The organism is Pseudoalteromonas sp. C8 (genome assembly GCF_011378685.1).
Taxonomy (GTDB): Bacteria; Pseudomonadota; Gammaproteobacteria; order Enterobacterales; family Alteromonadaceae; genus Pseudoalteromonas; species Pseudoalteromonas arctica.
Map to the genome: position 1 here is coordinate 178195 of NZ_WTKT01000004.1, position 17524 is coordinate 195718.

Here is a 17524-nt window from a genome sequence, read left to right on the forward strand (position 1 = left end):
CGGGGCTTGAATTTGCATTAAACAAGCAAAGAGCGGTTGGTTGATGCTACTCTTTGCTTGTGCTTTATTAAAAACCTTATGGCATATCTAATAATGTTTGCGTGTGGGCATCTACTTTAACTTCGTAGTTTTTAGCGCTTAAGCCCAATAGCTCCGGCAAGGTTGCCGCTATACAAATAGACGAGAACGTACCCACTACAATGCCGGTAAATAATGCAATAGCAAAGCCTTGCAGTGGTGCGCCTGCAAGTAACCAAACGCTGGCAACCGTTGCAAGTGTGGTACCCGACGTTATTAAGGTACGTGTTAGTGTACTTTTAATCGCATTATTAATAATAGTCGCTGGGCTAAGTACATTGTTTGATTGAACACGTAAAAGCTCACGTACTCTATCCCCTACTATTATTGAGTCGTTAAGTGAGTAACCAATAATAGCCAGTAAACTTGCCAGTACGGTTAGGTTAAACTCAATTTGTAATAGTGAAAATAACCCAAGTACGAGTATTAAATCGTGCACTAGCGCTACCACAGAGCCAACGGCTAAGCGCCATTCAAAACGCACTGCAAGGTAAATCATTACCGCAATCATTGCAGCAAACATTGCTAAACAGCCTTGATCAAATAACTCATCGCCCACTTGTGAGCCAATATAAGCTGACGATAATACCTGTGCGTTTATATCATCGTTTTGTGTAACAGCGCTTTGCCAATCAAGGCTATTAGCTGTTGTTGATGTAGTTGATGCACTTGGCGCTTCTCTTAATTGAAAATGACTATTACCTTGCGCGGTTAGCTCAAACTCACCGTTGTGATTTTTAGCAATAAACGATTGAAGCTCTTTTAGTTCAACACTTTGACTGGTTGTAAACTCAGTTAAATAACCGCCGGTAAAATCTAGGCCAAAATTTAGACCTTTTTGCGTAAGCGTAAATACCGATAGCAGCACTAAGATGGCGCTTAAAAGCATGCCCATAAAACGTAAACGTGTACCCTTTTCACCTTTCAAAAAATAATTAAGCATGTGCTTTTACTCCTGCTTTTTTACCCATTTTTAAATACAACGTTTGGCTTAATACTTTTGATACGTACACACCTGTAAATACAGATGTTAAAAGCCCCAGTGCGAGTGTAATGGCAAAACCTTTAACTGGCCCATAGCCTATGCCGTATAAAATAAGTGCGGTGATCATGGTGGTTATATTGGCATCAAATATTGTATTTGCGGCTTGTTTATACCCCTCTTGAATAGCTTGGTATGGTGCACGGCCTTGGCGCCGTTCTTCTTTAATACGTTCAAATATTATTACGTTGGTGTCTACCGCCATACCTATGGTTAGCACCAGGCCTGCAATACCCGGCAGCGTTAACACAACCCCTGGTAATAATGACATTAAGCCCACAAGCGACGTTAAATTTAATATAAGTGCTACGTTTGCAATAAGGCCTAAACGGCGATACCAAAGCGCCATAAATGCAAGCGTAATACCCATGCCTAACATAAGCGCGGCTAAGCCATTACTAATATTTTCGCTGCCGAGGCTTGGCCCTATTGTTTGTTCGTGCACAATTGTAACGGGCGCTGTAAGCGAGCCTGCACGTAGTAATAATGCCAGATCGGCTGCAGCTTGTTGGCTTTTCATATTGGTAATACTAAAACGCGAACTTAAATGCTGAGCAATATTGGCAACATTAATAACTTCGCTTTTTTTAACTACTTCGCCTTTAGCGTTTTGAGAATACTCAGAGTAAACTGTCGCCATTGGCTTACCAATGTTGGCTTTTGAAAACGCCGACATTGCATCGCCACCTTGGCCGTCGAGGCTTAGTTGTACTAGTGGTTTACCCCAATCGTCGCGGCCTATGTTTGCATTATTAATATGGTCCCCTGTAAAAATTGGCACAGGATCGAGCTTTATGGTTCCGCCCGATTGCATATTAAATGTTTGCCCGCCAATTTCTTTTAATTGATAAAAACCAAGCGATGCGGTTGCACCAATAATACGCTTGGCTTCGGTTGGATCTTGCACGCCAGGAAGCTCTATACGAATGCGATGTTTGCCTTGTTGCTGTGTTACCGCTTCGGTAATGCCTAACTCTTCAATACGTGAACGAAGGGTTGTAAGTGTTTGCCCCATTACTTCTTTATCAAAGCTGCTGCGGCCTTGCTCTGAATAACTAAATTTGGCAGTTTTAACGCTGCCGTTATTGCTTGTTACAACGGCTAAATTAGCAAATCGGCTTTGTAGCTCTTCAATAACTGGGGTTAACTTGTCGGTTGCATTAGGCAATGCGTTTATTTCAAACCCGTGCTGAGTTTGCTGCGCTTTTACGCCATGTGCTTTTTGCTTAATAATAATTGATTTAGCTTGTTGATATGCACTGACTAACTGCTCATCAACGGCTTTATCTAAATCTACGTCTAGTACAAATAGCACACCGCCATTTAAATCAAGGCCCAGCTTTATTGGTGATAAACCAAAATCTTGTAACCATGAGGGGCTGGTGGCATGCTCAACAATTTTAACTTGCATGTTTGGGTACTGTGCTTTTATAGCCGCTTGCGCCTGAGCGCTTTTAGTTGGCTCGTTTAAAAGTATATTAATAGTGGGTTGCTTATCTAAACCCTGCTCAACCTCTAGCCCTTGTTTATTTAAAAAAGTAACTAGCGTTTTAGTGCTCGGTAAAGATTGCGTTTCGCTGTGCGGAGCAGCACTGATGTGCAACCACGATTTATTTGGGTATAAATTTGGTAATGCGCTGATAGCTAATAAAACCAATACTATCAGCATGGCTATATAGCTTAATTTGAACTTAGCCGTAGACGGCTTTTTATCTTTTTTAAAACTTAACATGTTGAATCCTTATTGCCAGCAAAGCTAGCAACGTACTTTTTAAAAGCACAATTAATCTGCAGGCTAAAACTTTAAAAGTTAAAACCTAATAAAATTAAATAAGGAAAATTAAGCGTGGTAGGTAGTTACAGCTTTGTAGAGTAAATTAACGTCTTTCCAGCCACTTAAGCGCGACTTTTTACTATTAGTTACAAGTGTATACCAAGGCTGTATAGGATTAATCGCTCTTGGTCGTAAGAATATATGCCTAACAAGATTTTGAGCAAAAAATTCAAAAACCACATCGTATTCTGGTTCACTTTGAACAGTGTGCAAAAACAGTGATGAATTATTGGCAGTTAACCGTGGTTGGTGCGCGTCAAAATCGGTTTGATGCGTTTTTTTATGCTGCGCAGTATCTACAGACTTACTAATAGGCTGTATTTTAGTTAAATCGCCAATATCAATAAGCGAAACCTGCGTACTAATATTGATATTTAAATTTTGTGAGGCGCCCATAGCATTGCTCTGCACACTAAAAAGTGCAGCAAGTAGCAAAAAAGCAGTTAAAAACACTCTAAATTTAAACATTCACGTTTTAAAACTAAAATAAGGGATGCACAGTATATTAGGGCTAGTATTTGAAATACAATAGCCTGCTATGTATTTAGTTTAACTTTCCCCATAGCTTTACTTTCGCCTCAGAGCGCTAAAGTTACTTTAGGTCGAGCGAATTATTTAAATTTTCTTTTGAAAATCTAATTTACAAAATATGTTACGTTTAAATCTACTACTTCGGCAACATACCTTCCCCTTACCTAATGAAAACCGAGTAATGATTTAGGCTTGCTAAACTTCTAATATTTGCAGTTTTATTATTCATTTAACATTCATTTAGTGGTTTTTTTTGGTAAAATAACAGATAACCTATGATGCTTCGTACTATTAAATGCGTAAGTTGCAGCGGATATACGAAATTAGTATAATTAAATGTAAACAAATAGCTAAATTTTGATTTTCTTAATTATGTTATGGATAGTAAATAAGGCAGGGAAAGTCATTATGAAAAAAAACATATTTAGTAAAATTGTCGCAAAATTTTACAATAAAAGCTTAAAGCTAATAAATACCCTAAGTAATGACACTGACCTAAAAAAGCTAATAGACAACAGTGAAATAGTCTCTTTCGATATTTTCGATACAGTGATCCTCAGAAAAGTCCTCGAACCAGCTGATATTTTTACAATAGTTGAAAATTTATATAATGATGAACATAAAAAGCTAGACATAGATTTTAAAAGTGTCCGAAGTAAAGCAGAACCAGAAGCGACAAAGATACTAACTGAGCTGAATGGTACTCAATCCATAGGTTTGGATGAAATATATGCACACATACAAAAAACACAAGATCTAGATAGCAAAACAATAAATACATTGAAAGCGCTAGAAATCGAAATAGAATTAAAATTTTGTGTTAAAAATGAATATATGCACTCTTTTTATCAATACTGTATTGATAATGATAAAAAGGTAATTTTCACCTCAGACATGTACTTACCAGAATATGTGATAAAAAAAATTCTTTACGATAATGGTTATACAAAATTCCATCAATTATTTTTATCTTCTGTAATCCGTAAATCAAAGTCTAAAGGTGGATTATATCCACATATACTTAAAGAACTATCCTGTAAACCATCTAAGCTATTACATATTGGCGATTATTACTTCGCCGATGTAATTAATGCGATGAAAGAAGGCATCAAACCTTACTATTACAAAAAAACCAGTGAATATGCGCTTAGCCATCATTCATTTAAAAGGCTAAGGGAGCTATATCCTTCGAAACTCTCTATAGAAGAATCTATTTATTTTGCGACTATCATCAACAAAACGTTTACCCAAAGAAATAATAACAATGAAAATATTTGGTACGACTTCGGTTATGTTTATTGTGGAATAATATATTTTGGCTTAACTCGCTGGCTTACTAGTCAGGTAATACATCAAGAAATAGAACATATATTTTTCCTTGCGCGCGACGGCTATATAATGCATAAAGTGTATAGCCTTATGAATCAAGGAATTAAAACCCCTGTTAGTAAATATATGTATGCATCAAGGCGAGCTATAAACATCCCCACTATATACAATGGCATCGATGAATATTCGATAAAGGTACTTTGTCATTTTGTTCCTAATTTGAGCGTCGTAAACTACCTTGATAGAGTTGATATAGAAGCGGAAAAACATATTGAAAAAATAAAAAAAGTAGGCTTTTCTGATCAAAATCATACAATAGAAACAGATAGCGATAAGGATAAATTAGCAAAACTCTTTCATTTATTAGTTGATGATATATGTAGTAATGCAGCGGTCGAAAGAGAGAACCTATTAACTTACCTAGATCAAATTGGGTTTATGGATACCAAAAAAGTCGCGATTGTTGACATTGGATGGCAAGGGACAATCCAGAATTCACTGAATAAGCTAATGCTATTAGAAAATAATGAAATAGATATTCATGGTTATTACCTAGGCACATTTCAAACTGCAATGAAGTTTTCTGAAAAAGGGTTTCCGATGTCTGGCTATATGTGTAACTTTTCAGAACCTAAAAATAATTTTCAAGTGTTATCGGAAGGTGTGCATATGCTCGAATTTATTTTTTCGGCACCTCACGGCTCTGTAATTAAATTCGATAAAAAAAATGATGACATAGTAGCTATATTCGAACCTAATGACTTTTCTAATGATAAGCTAAATACAATAAACGAATTTCAAAAAGGGGCTATGGACTTTATTTCTGATTTTATGGCTATTGAGAGGGACTATAAAAAAATAAATATCGCTCCTGAAACGGCTATAAAACCTATATCTCGACTATTAAAAACCCCTACTTATAGCGAATCCGTAAACTTTGGTAATCTAAAACACTCTGAGTATGTCGGAGCAAATAACCATGAAAGTTATTTTGCTAAAACGTCCGATCCATTAAAAATGTTTCTTAACCCGATTAAGTTTAAGCAAACCTATAGCAAATCATTATGGAAAGCTGGTTTCAGAAAACGTTATATGCGATATATTCTACCGGAAAATATATACTGCTATTTTAGAAAGCATTAAGTTGGTAACTCCATTTTAACGCTTATAAATTAATATTCAAAAAAACTTAAAAATATCTTCCCTTGTTTCAATTTACTGCGTTTACTTAACTTATAAGTGATTTTATCTACCCACATATCAATTCTGAGATACTGAATGCGCCCCAGACAAAGCACAGAAAAACGACCAGACGCCATGAACCTACGCCAAAGTGTAAAAACGCTTTGGCCCTACCTTACAAAATTTAAAGGCCGTGTTTTTATTGCACTTATGGCTCTTATAGGCGCAAAAGGTGCCACGCTTTTAATGCCTTGGGCACTAAAAGAAATAATAGACTCTGTAGATAAGTCAATTAACCCACTGTTAGTTATTCCAGCTTTATTATTGTTGATGTACGGTGCACTGCGTTTTGCTAGCGTATTTTTTGGTGAAATAAGAGATGCTGTATTTTCTCGTGTAACCGAGCACGCCATGCGTGATATTGGTTTAAAAGTATTTAAGCATTTGCACTCACTTGAGCTGGCTTTTCATTTAGATAGGCAAACCGGTGGCATTAGCCGCGATATAGAACGCGGTACGAGCGGGTTAAGCTTTTTAATGCGCTTTTTAATGTTTAATATTGTGCCTACTTTGTTTGAAATACTGACCGTTGCGATTATTTTTGGCACGTTGTTTTCTGTTTGGTTTGCGCTTATTACATTACTGGCAGTCGCTATTTATATTACCTTTACTGTGGTGGTTACCCAGTGGAGAAACCGCTTTATTAGAGAAGCAAATGCTGCCGACAATCAAAGTAATACCCGCGCAATAGACAGCTTGCTTAATTATGAAACTGTAAAGTATTTTAATAACGAACAGTTTGAAGCAAAAACGTACGACACCTTTTTAGCAAACTGGGAAAAAGCCCGTTTAAAAAATAGAATGTCGCTGCTCGCCCTTAATTCAGGCCAAGCACTTATTATTGCTTGTGCTATTACCGCGTTAATGTGGTTGGGCTCAACCGAGGTAGTTGCAGGTACGCTTTCTATTGGTGAACTTGTGATGATTAATGCTTATATGATTCAGCTATTTTTACCGCTCAATTTTTTAGGTTTTGTGTACCGCGAAATAAGGCGCGCCCTAACCGATCTTGAAAACATGCTTGGGCTACTTAACAAAAAGCCACAAATAACCGATGCACTTAATGCTAAAGAGCTCAATATTAGCCAAGGTGAAATAACATTTAACAATGTAAGTTTTAGTTACGATGCGCACCGCCCGATCCTTAATAACCTTAGCTTTAGTGTTAAAGCTGGCAGCAAAGTAGCCATTGTTGGTGCCAGTGGTGCTGGTAAAAGCTCATTAGCCCGACTGCTTTATCGTTTTTATGATGTAAGCGCTGGTGAAATTAGTATCGATAATCAAGCAATAAACTCAGTAACACTTAATAGTTTACGAAAAGCCATTGCAATAGTCCCGCAAGACACCGTGTTGTTTAACACCACTATTCGTGAAAATATCGCTTACGGTAGACCATCAGCAAGCGATACAGAAATTGATGAAGCCATTGCTATGGCGCATTTAAAAGACTTTATAGCGACACTTGATAAAGGCGATAAAACACTGGTTGGCGAACGCGGTTTAAAAGTATCAGGCGGCGAAAAACAGCGTATTGCCATTGCCCGCGCTATTTTGAAAAAGTCCCCTATTTTAATTTTTGATGAAGCAACTTCTGCACTCGATTCTCATTCTGAGCAAGCAATACTCGCAGCAATGCGTGAAGTTGCCAGTAACCATACGAGTATTGTTATTGCTCATCGCCTTTCTACTATTACCGATGCAGACACCATTATTGTGCTCAAATCCGGACAAATTATTGAGCAAGGTAAGCACGATGAGTTACTCACACTCGCCGGAGAATATGCCCGTATGTGGGAACTACAGCATACAAAATAAAGAGTGTGTAACCCCTCTTAGCTCGGATACTTTTAAGCATTCGAGCTAAATAAAGCTTTTATAGCGCCTATCGACCTTTCTCTTTTCTTCTATATTAGTTTTATCGAGCACTGTGGTGATTCACCTCAAATGGTTTGTTTGTATGATTAATATCAATAACAATCGATAAGTTAAATATTCGTAACAATAAATGATTCACTCCTATTTGAATCAAAAAGCTCCTCAGGGGAACATAATGAAAAAGAGTTTAATTGCAGCAGCTTTAGCTGCCACATTTATTACCGGTTGTTCAGAGCCGCAAACAACAAAAACAGACGAGCAACAACCTAAAATAGCCACTGCAGCAGTGACAAAAAAAGCAGAGTTAGGTAGTTTTGGTGTTGACCTAACAGCGCGTAACGAAGCCGTTAAACCAGGCGATGACTTTTTTATGTATGCCAGTGGCACGTGGTATGACAACTACGTAATGCCTGCAGATAAAACCCGCTACGGTGCATTTTCAGGATTAGCAGAGCGCAGCGAAGACGATGTTAAAGCTATTTTTGAAGAAATAGCCGCACGTAAAGATTTAAACGCAGAAGAAAAACTAGTTGCTGATTTTTACAATGCGTATATGGATACCGAAACACTTAATAAACTAGGTGTAGCGCCTATTAAGCCATTGTTAAGTGAAATTAGTGATATAGCGTCAACTGACGATCTAGCTGAAATGTTTGGTAAGTCTTGGTTAACCGGTAATAAAGCCCCTTTTGGCGGCGGCATGTGGTTTAACCGCTTAGACCCTAACAAATATGAAATGTCCCTCGGTGCTGGTGGTTTAGGCTTACCCGATCGCTCTTACTACCTTGAAGACGCTGAGCGCTTTGTTAAAACACGTACAGCTTATGTTGCTCACATTGCTGAAATGCTTGAGTTTGCAGGCACTGAAAATACCGCTGAGCGCGCTCAAGCTATTCTTGACCTTGAAACCAAAATTGCACAAGGTCACTGGCCACGTGAAAAGCGTCGTAATCGCGATTTAACCCTAAACCAAGTTGAACGTGCCGATTTAAGCACTGCTTACCCTGGCTTTAACTGGGATTTATACTTTGCGCAAACAGGTTATAAAGTACCTCAGTTAAATGTGTCTCAGCCTGAACCAATAAAAGCGATGATTGAGCTAATCAATCAAGAAGATATTGCAGTATGGAAAGACTACCTAACGTATCACGCTATTAGCGGTAACGCAGGTTTACTATCAGAAGACGTATTTAATACTAACTTTGCTTTTTTTGGTAAAGAACTAAACGGACAGCAAGAGCCTCGCCCTCGTTGGAAACGTGCAATAAGTGAAATGTCGGGCACAAGTTCGCTTGGTTTTGCTATTGGTAAAATATACGTAGCGCGTTACTTCCCTGAGTCATCAAAACAACAAATGTCAGAGCTGGTTGAAAACCTTCGAACAGCCCTTGGTGAACGTATTGATAATCTAGAATGGATGGGTGATGCAACTAAAGTAAATGCGCGCGCTAAGCTTGCTGCATTTGTACCTAAAATTGGTTACCCTGATGTATGGCAGTCTTATGATGGTTTGAGCATTACTAAAAACGATTTAATCGGTAATGTGAAAAACATGCGTGAGTTTTTCCACGCAGAAAGTGTTGAAAAAGAGCTACAAAAAACAGACCGTAACCGCTGGGGCATGACGCCACAACGCGTAAACGCTTACTACAATAGCTCGTTTAATGAAATTGTATTTCCGGCTGCGATATTACAACCGCCGTTTTTCGATCCAAATGCCGATCCGGCTGTAAACTATGGCGGTATTGGCGCTGTAATTGGTCATGAAATGGGTCATGGGTTTGACGATCAAGGTTCAAAATCAGACGAAAACGGTGTGCAACGTAATTGGTGGACTGATGCTGACCGCGCTGCATTTGACAAAAAAGCCGATCAACTGGCTGCGCAGTACAGTAAATACGAGCCAATTGAAGGTAATTTTGTTAATGGTCGCAACAGCCTTGGTGAAAACATTGGTGATGTGGGTGGTTTATCAATGGCTTACCACGCTTACAAGCTAAGTTTAAACGGCAAAGAAGCACCTGTTATTGACGGTGTTACTGGCGATCAACGTTTCTTCCTTGCGTGGGCACAAGTATGGAAAGAAAAACGTACTGAGCAAAGCATGCTTAACCAACTTCGTGGTGGCACACATGCCCCAGGTCGCTTTAGAGCACAAGCGCCACGTAACCACGATGCATGGTACAAAGCGTTTGATGTAAAACCAGGCGATGAGTTATACCTTCCTGAAGATGAACGTGTACGTATTTGGTAAGTAATATATGAGGCTATTAGTTTGCCTCGTTTAATTTTATTACTCAATGTAGGCAACTCATTAAATGAGTTGCCTTTTTATTGGGTTTTATTTGCTCTGAAAACCACCTTTAAGCCCCCCTAAAATCCCTTAATAAAATGCACTTTAGATGGCTTTTAAACGCGACAGTTTTAATCTACTCTAATACTTACTAGCCCTTGAATGCATTTACCTTTAGAATACGCATTATAATTTTATTCTATTATTTACATATATTAAGGCGAAACGCAGATGGGAAGAGCTTACCAAAACAAAAAAGATTCAATGGCTAAGACTGCGGGTGCTAAAACTAAAGTTTATTCTAAGTACGGCAAAGAAATATATATTTGCGCTAAAAACGGCGGTGTAGATCCAGATGGTAACTTATCATTACGTCGTTTGATTGAACGCGCTAAAAAAGACCAAGTGCCAGCACACGTTATTGACCGCGCAATAGATAAAGCAAAAGGCGGCGGCGGCGAAGACTACTCAGCAACACGTTATGAAGGTTACGGCCCAGGTAACTGTATGATTATTGTTGATTGTTTAACAGATAACAACAAACGTACCTTTGCTGATGTACGTGTTTGTTTTACTAAAGCAAATGCTAAAATTGGCGCTCAAAACTCTGTTTCACATTTATTTGATCACCTTGCTATTTTTGTATTTGACGGTGATGACGACGAAGCAGTACTTGAAGCACTAATGATGGCTGACGTTGATGTAACTGACGTAGAAGTTGATGACGGTAAAGTCACTGTTTTTGCTCCTCACACAGAGTACAACAACACACGTACAGCGCTTGAAGAAATGGGCGTGACTGAATTTGACGAAGACCTAATTAGCTTTGTGCCACAAATTGAAACGCCTATTGAAGGCGAAGACGTAGAAGTTATGGAACGCTTTTTAGCCATGCTAGAAGATTGCGACGATGTACAAAACGTTTACCATAACGCGCAATTCTAAAATTAGTTAACTAAGTTAGAACGACTTTAAGCCAGCAGCTATGTTGGCTTTTTCATTTTTAGAACGTGGTATAAATATATGAATAATCTTACGGAGCTTAAAAGTGGCAAACTTGTTGGTGCTACTCGCCTGCAATTAGTAGAAGAGCTAAACACATTCCCTGAAGAAATTTTTAGTTTAGCTGACACGCTTGAAGTACTCGATTTATCAAATAATAATTTATCAACACTACCTGATGAATTTGCCTGTTTAACACGCCTTAAGCGTGTATTTTTATCGTTTAATCAGTTTAAGCATATTCCTGCGGTTTTAGCTAAATGCCCTGCTCTGATAATGGTTGCATTTAAAGGCTGTAAAATAACTGAGTTTAGTGATTATTGTTTACCAAAAAATATTGAATGGCTCATACTCACCGACAATAATATTACTGAGCTTCCACAAAGTTTTGGCCAATTTACGAAGCTCAAAAAGCTCGCGCTTGCGGGCAATCAACTTAAGCAGCTGCCAAATAGTATGTCGCAGTGCAAAAGCCTTGAGCTTGTTAGGCTCTCTGCTAATAACTTAACACACGTAGACGACTGGCTGTTTGAATTGCCTAAACTTGCTTGGCTTGCGTTTGCCGGTAACGATTTTAATAAAGCTCAGTGCCTTACAAAATGCAGCCTAGAAAATAAACCTCTCAACGATTACACACTTAGTCATGTTATTGGCCAAGGTGCATCGGGCGTTATTCATTTAGCACAAGCTGCTGACAGCGCTGTAGCGATTAAATTATTTAAAGGTGCAATTACCAGCGACGGCTACCCGCTTGATGAAGTAAATTGCTGCTTACAAGCAGGCGATCACGCTAATTTAATTAAAGTACTTGCCTACATAGAACAAAGTGATCAGTTAGGTTTAGTGATGGAGCTAATAGATAAAAGCTTTGCTAATTTAGGCCTACCTCCAAGCCTTGAAACCTGTACGCGTGATACCTTTAATAATGATTGCCATTACTCAACTGAAGCTATTTTAAAAATTGCACAGCAAATGGTAAGCACCTTACGCCACTTGCATGTTCGTAAAGTAAGTCACGGCGACATTTATGCGCATAACACTATGGTTAACCAAACCCATAACGTTCTGTTTGGTGACTTTGGTGCTGCAACTAATTTAACAATGCTAAGTGAGTATCAGCAAAAGCAACTAGAGTTGATAGAAGTAAGCGCTTTGGGCTGTTTAATTGAAGACTTATTAAGCACGGTAACCGGCGATGATAGACAAAGCGAGCTATTTTTTAAAATGTCCGATATGGCAAAACGTGCTATTCGACCTATATTAAATCAAAGGCCTACATTTATTGAGTTATTAGAAGAGCTAAATGTATAACTCAGTATTAATTAAATAAATTCTAAAAGGGTGCAACGTGTAACACGTTGCTCCCTGTTAGTTTGTATTGTGTATTTATTCGATCATTCGAATTTATTTAGTGCGCTTAAACGGATAAACCTGTTGTTTTAGCATACCTATCGGCATGTAATCCCCGACTACACCATATGCTTCTGGCCACTCTTTTTGGCCTTTAACTGCTGTACCAAACGCATAATCTAAAAACGAAAAATGCGCAGCGTAATTACGGTCAATCGCGGCTTTATCTGACGCATGATGCCAATGGTGAAACTGCGGTGTAACCATAAAATATTTTAGCCAACCAAATCTAACACGTACATTTGCATGATTAAACACAGCCTGCAAACCCACAATTATTACGTATAAACTAATTATTTGCTGTGAAAATCCAAGTACAAATATGGGCGTGAGCACTAAGCTGCGAGTAACCAGTATTTCAAGAATATGTTGGCGAGAGCCCGCTAACCAATCCATTTCTTTAGCGCTGTGATGTACGCCATGAAAACGCCATAACAAAGGAATTTCGTGATAAGCACGATGCACCCAATACTGCATTAAATCGGCCACAAGTATTATTAAAAACAACTGCACTACAAAGGGTGTTTGCTCTATATAACCTTGTACTGTAGATGATACAGCCCAACCAAAACCATAATGTACAAAATGGTTAGTAACAAGTAATACAAAACCAATAATTAAATGATTTACAAAAAAGTGGTTTAAATCACCTCGCCACTCACTACGCAATATTTTTTGCTCTTTCCGATGCGGTAGCAGCTTTTCAATAACAATAAATATGAGTGTTGAGCCGAGTAAGTCTAAAATAAACCAATCGAGCCCTATGTAAGGTGTGTCGCTGGCAAACTCGTTTACTTCAACGTTTGGTCCGCCAAACATAATAGCCAATATAATAAAAAACCACGCTGTAGCTCCTAAGCGCTTATTGGTATTACGTACAAAGTTAAGTAGTCCTAAACTGCCCGAGACCAATAATGATGCGAACATAAGCTGACGTAAAAAGTCGACGCTGTAGCTTTTTCTCAGTTCTGGTGTGGTTAAGTATTCAGGAAAGTGAAACGCTAATACGCCTAAGCAACTCAGTATTGCTAAAAAGCAGGCTATGTAGCCACTTATGTTGCCCTCACCTATCTGAAGGTGGTTTGTGCGAAATACCTTTCGTGATAAAGCTCTGATCATTTTTGTTATCCCTTGCTTCGTTGAGTTAATTAAATACAACGAAATTCCATTGATTTACACACCCACATATTAACAAAATTTAGGGTATAAAAAATACAAATAGTTCCCTCCATAGTCTGAGTTGCAAATATACAGATAAACCAAACGCAAAAAAGCCACGCAATGCGTGGCTTGGTTGGATAAAGCTAAAACTTTACATCATTAGGGCTGTATTATAAAAACGCACCTAATGCTTTAACTTGGTCTAACATGCGGTTTGAGAAACCCCATTCGTTGTCGTACCAAGCCATTACTTTAACTAGATTGCCATCGGCTTTAGTTTGCGTTGCATCAAAGATAGATGACGCTGGGTTATGGTTAAAGTCGATAGAAACAAGCGGAAGCTCATTATATTGTAAAATATCTTTCATTGAACCCGTTGACGCTTCTTTCATGATTGCATTGATTTCTTCTGCAGTCGTATCGCGCTTAGTAATAAACGTAAAATCAACTAAAGATACGTTGATTGTTGGTACACGTACCGACATACCGTCTAATTTACCAGCAAGTTCTGGTAATACTAAACCAACAGCTGCCGCAGCACCTGTTTTAGTTGGGATCATAGATTGAGTTGCACTACGAGCACGGTATAGATCTGGGTGGTATACGTCAGATAGGTTTTGATCATTCGTATAAGAATGAATCGTTGTCATACTACCTTTTTCAATACCTACTGTGTCATTAATTGCTTTTGCAAGTGGTGCTAAACAGTTAGTAGTACACGATGCATTTGAAATAATTTGGCTATCAGCGTTAATTACATCGCTGTTTACACCATGAACCACTGTTGCATCCATATCTTTACCTGGAGCAGAAACGATTACTTTTTTAGCGCCTGCTGTAATGTGCTTAGCAGCGTCATCACGTTTAGTGAAAAAACCAGTACATTCTAAAACGATATCTACGTTTAGTGCTTTCCACGGTAAATTTGCAGGGTCGCGTTCTTGCGTTAACGTAATTACGTCGTCATCAATTAACATGGTGTTATTTTCAAGTGTTACTTTTTTAGAAAATTGACCATGAACTGAGTCATACTGCGTTAAATGTGCATTAACGTTAGCAGGTGCTAAATCGTTAATTGCTACAATTTTAATTTCGCTGTTTTGAGCTGACTCATAAAGTGCACGTAAAACATTTCTACCGATACGGCCGTAACCGTTAATTGCTACATTAATCATTTTAGACTCCTATTTAAGTTCACTTGCTTGGCGAGCAAGCGCTTCAATTGCTTGCCAGTCTTTATTTTCAATTAGTTGTTTATCTAGCATCCACGTACCACCAACACAAATAACATTGTTAAGCGCTAAATAGTTCGGTGCAGTTGCTAGGCTAATGCCGCCAGTTGGGCAAAAAGTAATATGTGGTAATGGGCCACCGATTGATTTAAGCATTGATGTTCCGCCTGCAGCTTCTGCAGGGAAGAATTTTAAATACTTAAAACCATGCGACGCAAGTTGCATAACTTCACTTGCAGTTGCAGCGCCTGGTAAAAATGGTATATCTGATGTTTTAGCCAAAGCAATAAGCTCATCGCTAACACCTGGACTCACCATAAAATCTGCACCTGCGGCAACCGAAAGATCAAAGCTTGCTTTATCTACTACCGTACCAGTACCTACATAGGCTTCAGGTACTTCTGCTTTCATCAGCTTTACAGCTTCTGCAGCAATAGGTGTACGTAGTGTTATTTCTAAGGCTTTTAAGCCACCGTTATATAACGCTCTTGCAAGTGGTGCTGCATCTTCTAATTTTTCGATTACAACCACTGGCACTACGGGTGCCGATGCTAAGATTTTTTCAATACTCATTACTTGTTCCTCATTACCCAGTATGGCTAATATTTATTCAAGTCCAAAAGCACTCGCGCCTAAATCGGCACTGCTTACGATATTTCTAAATCCAGTAAATAATTCACGACCTGTACCAAATGTTGCACTTGGCAGGCTAAGTTCTGCTTCACGTTTAGCAAGTTCTTCGTCACTAACGTGTACTTTTAATATTCCGTTTGGCGCATCAAGTGTCACTAAATCACCTTCTCGGATTTTAGCAATAACGCCGCCTTCGACTGCCTCTGGTGCTAAGTGAATAGCTGCTGGTACTTTACCTGATGCACCCGACATACGACCGTCAGTAACAATGGCTACTTTAAAGCCTTCATCTTGAAGCGTTGCCATTACTGGCGTTAATTTATGTAGCTCTGGCATACCTTTCGCTTTAGGGCCTTGCTCTTTTAGCACGGCAATAAAGTCTTGGTTTAATTCGCCACGCGTGTATGCGTCTTGCAGAGCACTTTGTGAGCTAAATACTTTCGCAGGAGCAGTAACAACCTGATGTTCAATAGCAACAGCTGACACTTTAATAACAGCTTTACCTAGGTTACCCGTTAGGAGTTGCAGACCACCTTGCTTACTAAAAGGGTTACTCACTGGGCGAAGTACTTCTTCATCGTGTGAATTTGCTGGGCAATCTACCCATTTTACTTTAGTTGGGCCGGTTGAGTTGCTCATGATCAGGCTATCGTCTTTATCTAAACGAGGCTCTGTCATGTAAGGTGCTAAACCATCGCCTAGCATTGTTTTAACGTCTGTGTGTAAGTAACCAGCGCTTGCTAGCTCTCGCATTAAGAAACCCATACCGCCAGCTGCTTGGAAGTGGTTTACATCAGCTGAGCCGTTAGGGTAAATACGTGTAAGTAGTGGTACAACTTCTGATAAATCAGACATGTCTTTCCACGTAACCTGAATGCCCGCCGCTTTTGCTATCGCAACAATATGAATAGCATGGTTCGTAGAACCACCAGTAGAAAGCAAGCCGACTAAACCGTTTATGATCGTTTTTTCGCTGATCACATCGGCTAAACACGGGCTTTCTTTATCATCTGTAAGCTGCTTAAGCATGGTTTCTACAGCATTACCTGTAAGACCATCGCGAAGCTCAGTGTAAGGATTAATAAACGAGCTACCAGGAAGGTGTAAGCCCATTATTTCCATTAACATTTGATTTGAGTTTGCAGTACCGTAGAACGTACAAGTACCTGCGCTGTGATAAGACGCGCTTTCAGCCTCTAATAAGTCTTCGCGACTTACTAAACCTTGTGCAAATTTTTGACGAATACGTGCTTTTTCTTTATTAGGAATACCTGACTGCATTGGACCTGCTGGTAAAAAAAACACAGGTAAATGACCAAACGACAAAGCACCAATTAATAAACCCGGGACGATTTTGTCGCAAACGCCTAAACAAAAAACGCCATCAAACACATCGTGCGAAAGGGAAATTGCCGTAGACATAGCAATTACATCACGAGAAAAAAGCGAAAGTTCCATGCCGTCACGCCCTTGCGTAACACCATCACACATTGCAGGAACGCCACCAGCAACTTGTGCTGTAGCATCGTATTTAGTAGCAATGTCTTTAATTAAATCTGGGTAATCTTTGTATGGCACATGAGCCGATAACATATCGTTATATGAGTTGATAATAGCAAGATTTGGCTGCTCATCAGCCTTTAAGCGCGCTTTGTCATCACTGCTACATGCAGCCATAACATGGGCTATATTTCCGCAACCTAAACCGGCACGAACTCTTGTTTGTTTTTTTGCGTGCGAAATACGTTCTAAATAATCTTGACGGGTATTTTTACTGCGTTCGATAACGCGCTGGGTAACTTCTTGAATACGAGGATGTAACATAATTTAACTCATCTCTATTAGTTAGAGGATAAAGGCTC

General features: G+C 39.0%; 12 protein-coding genes. 5 read left to right on the forward strand and 7 right to left on the reverse strand.

Translation table 11 applies throughout. From position 1 onward, the window contains the following. Positions 1 to 76: 76 nt before the first annotated feature. The 3 genes from secF to GQR39_RS05995 form a co-directional block, all read right to left on the reverse strand. Positions 77 to 1021: a protein translocase subunit SecF gene (gene secF / locus GQR39_RS05985; RefSeq protein ID WP_024600299.1), complete on the reverse strand. Its 945-nt coding sequence runs from the start codon at positions 1019 to 1021 to the stop codon at positions 77 to 79. Beyond that, complete coding sequence (secD, locus tag GQR39_RS05990) at positions 1014 to 2852, reverse strand: protein translocase subunit SecD (RefSeq protein ID WP_165735085.1); 1839 nt, start codon at positions 2850 to 2852, stop codon at positions 1014 to 1016. The genes secF and secD overlap by 8 nt, the downstream gene beginning before the upstream one ends. 108 nt (positions 2853 to 2960) lie before the next feature. Beyond that, the gene (locus GQR39_RS05995) at positions 2961 to 3422 is read right to left on the reverse strand and encodes a hypothetical protein (protein ID WP_165735086.1); all 462 of its coding nucleotides are present in this window, start codon (positions 3420 to 3422) and stop codon (positions 2961 to 2963) included. A 471-nt stretch (positions 3423 to 3893) separates the two neighbouring features. On the opposite strand from GQR39_RS05995, the gene GQR39_RS06000 reads away from it, so the two are divergent. From GQR39_RS06000 to GQR39_RS06020, 5 genes are all read left to right on the forward strand, one after another. Further along, positions 3894 to 5957: a hypothetical protein gene (locus GQR39_RS06000; protein ID WP_165735087.1), complete on the forward strand. Its 2064-nt coding sequence runs from the start codon at positions 3894 to 3896 to the stop codon at positions 5955 to 5957. Between the two features lie 135 nt (positions 5958 to 6092). After that, complete coding sequence (locus tag GQR39_RS06005) at positions 6093 to 7871, forward strand: ABC transporter ATP-binding protein/permease (protein ID WP_165735088.1); 1779 nt, start codon at positions 6093 to 6095, stop codon at positions 7869 to 7871. A gap of 235 nt (positions 7872 to 8106) precedes the next feature. Further along, complete coding sequence (locus GQR39_RS06010; RefSeq protein WP_165735089.1) at positions 8107 to 10185, forward strand: M13 family metallopeptidase; 2079 nt, start codon at positions 8107 to 8109, stop codon at positions 10183 to 10185. A gap of 270 nt (positions 10186 to 10455) precedes the next feature. Beyond that, entirely contained in the window at positions 10456 to 11169 is a 714-nt protein-coding gene (locus GQR39_RS06015; RefSeq protein WP_010555049.1) for a YebC/PmpR family DNA-binding transcriptional regulator, read from the forward strand. A 78-nt stretch (positions 11170 to 11247) separates the two neighbouring features. Further along, entirely contained in the window at positions 11248 to 12537 is a 1290-nt protein-coding gene (locus GQR39_RS06020) for a leucine-rich repeat-containing protein kinase family protein (RefSeq protein WP_165735090.1), read from the forward strand. Between the two features lie 93 nt (positions 12538 to 12630). Here the strand turns inward: GQR39_RS06020 and GQR39_RS06025 are convergent, their stop codons facing one another. From GQR39_RS06025 to edd, 4 genes are all read right to left on the reverse strand, one after another. Then, entirely contained in the window at positions 12631 to 13755 is a 1125-nt protein-coding gene (locus GQR39_RS06025) for a sterol desaturase family protein (protein ID WP_165735091.1), read from the reverse strand. A gap of 212 nt (positions 13756 to 13967) precedes the next feature. Then, the gene (gene gap / locus GQR39_RS06030; protein ID WP_007582622.1) at positions 13968 to 14972 is read right to left on the reverse strand and encodes a type I glyceraldehyde-3-phosphate dehydrogenase; all 1005 of its coding nucleotides are present in this window, start codon (positions 14970 to 14972) and stop codon (positions 13968 to 13970) included. 9 nt (positions 14973 to 14981) lie between these two features. After that, a complete protein-coding gene (gene eda / locus GQR39_RS06035) occupies positions 14982 to 15602 on the reverse strand; it encodes a bifunctional 4-hydroxy-2-oxoglutarate aldolase/2-dehydro-3-deoxy-phosphogluconate aldolase (protein WP_165735092.1) in 621 nt (206 codons plus the stop codon). A gap of 33 nt (positions 15603 to 15635) precedes the next feature. Continuing rightward, entirely contained in the window at positions 15636 to 17486 is a 1851-nt protein-coding gene (gene edd / locus GQR39_RS06040) for a phosphogluconate dehydratase (protein WP_165735093.1), read from the reverse strand. Positions 17487 to 17524: the final 38 nt, after the last annotated feature.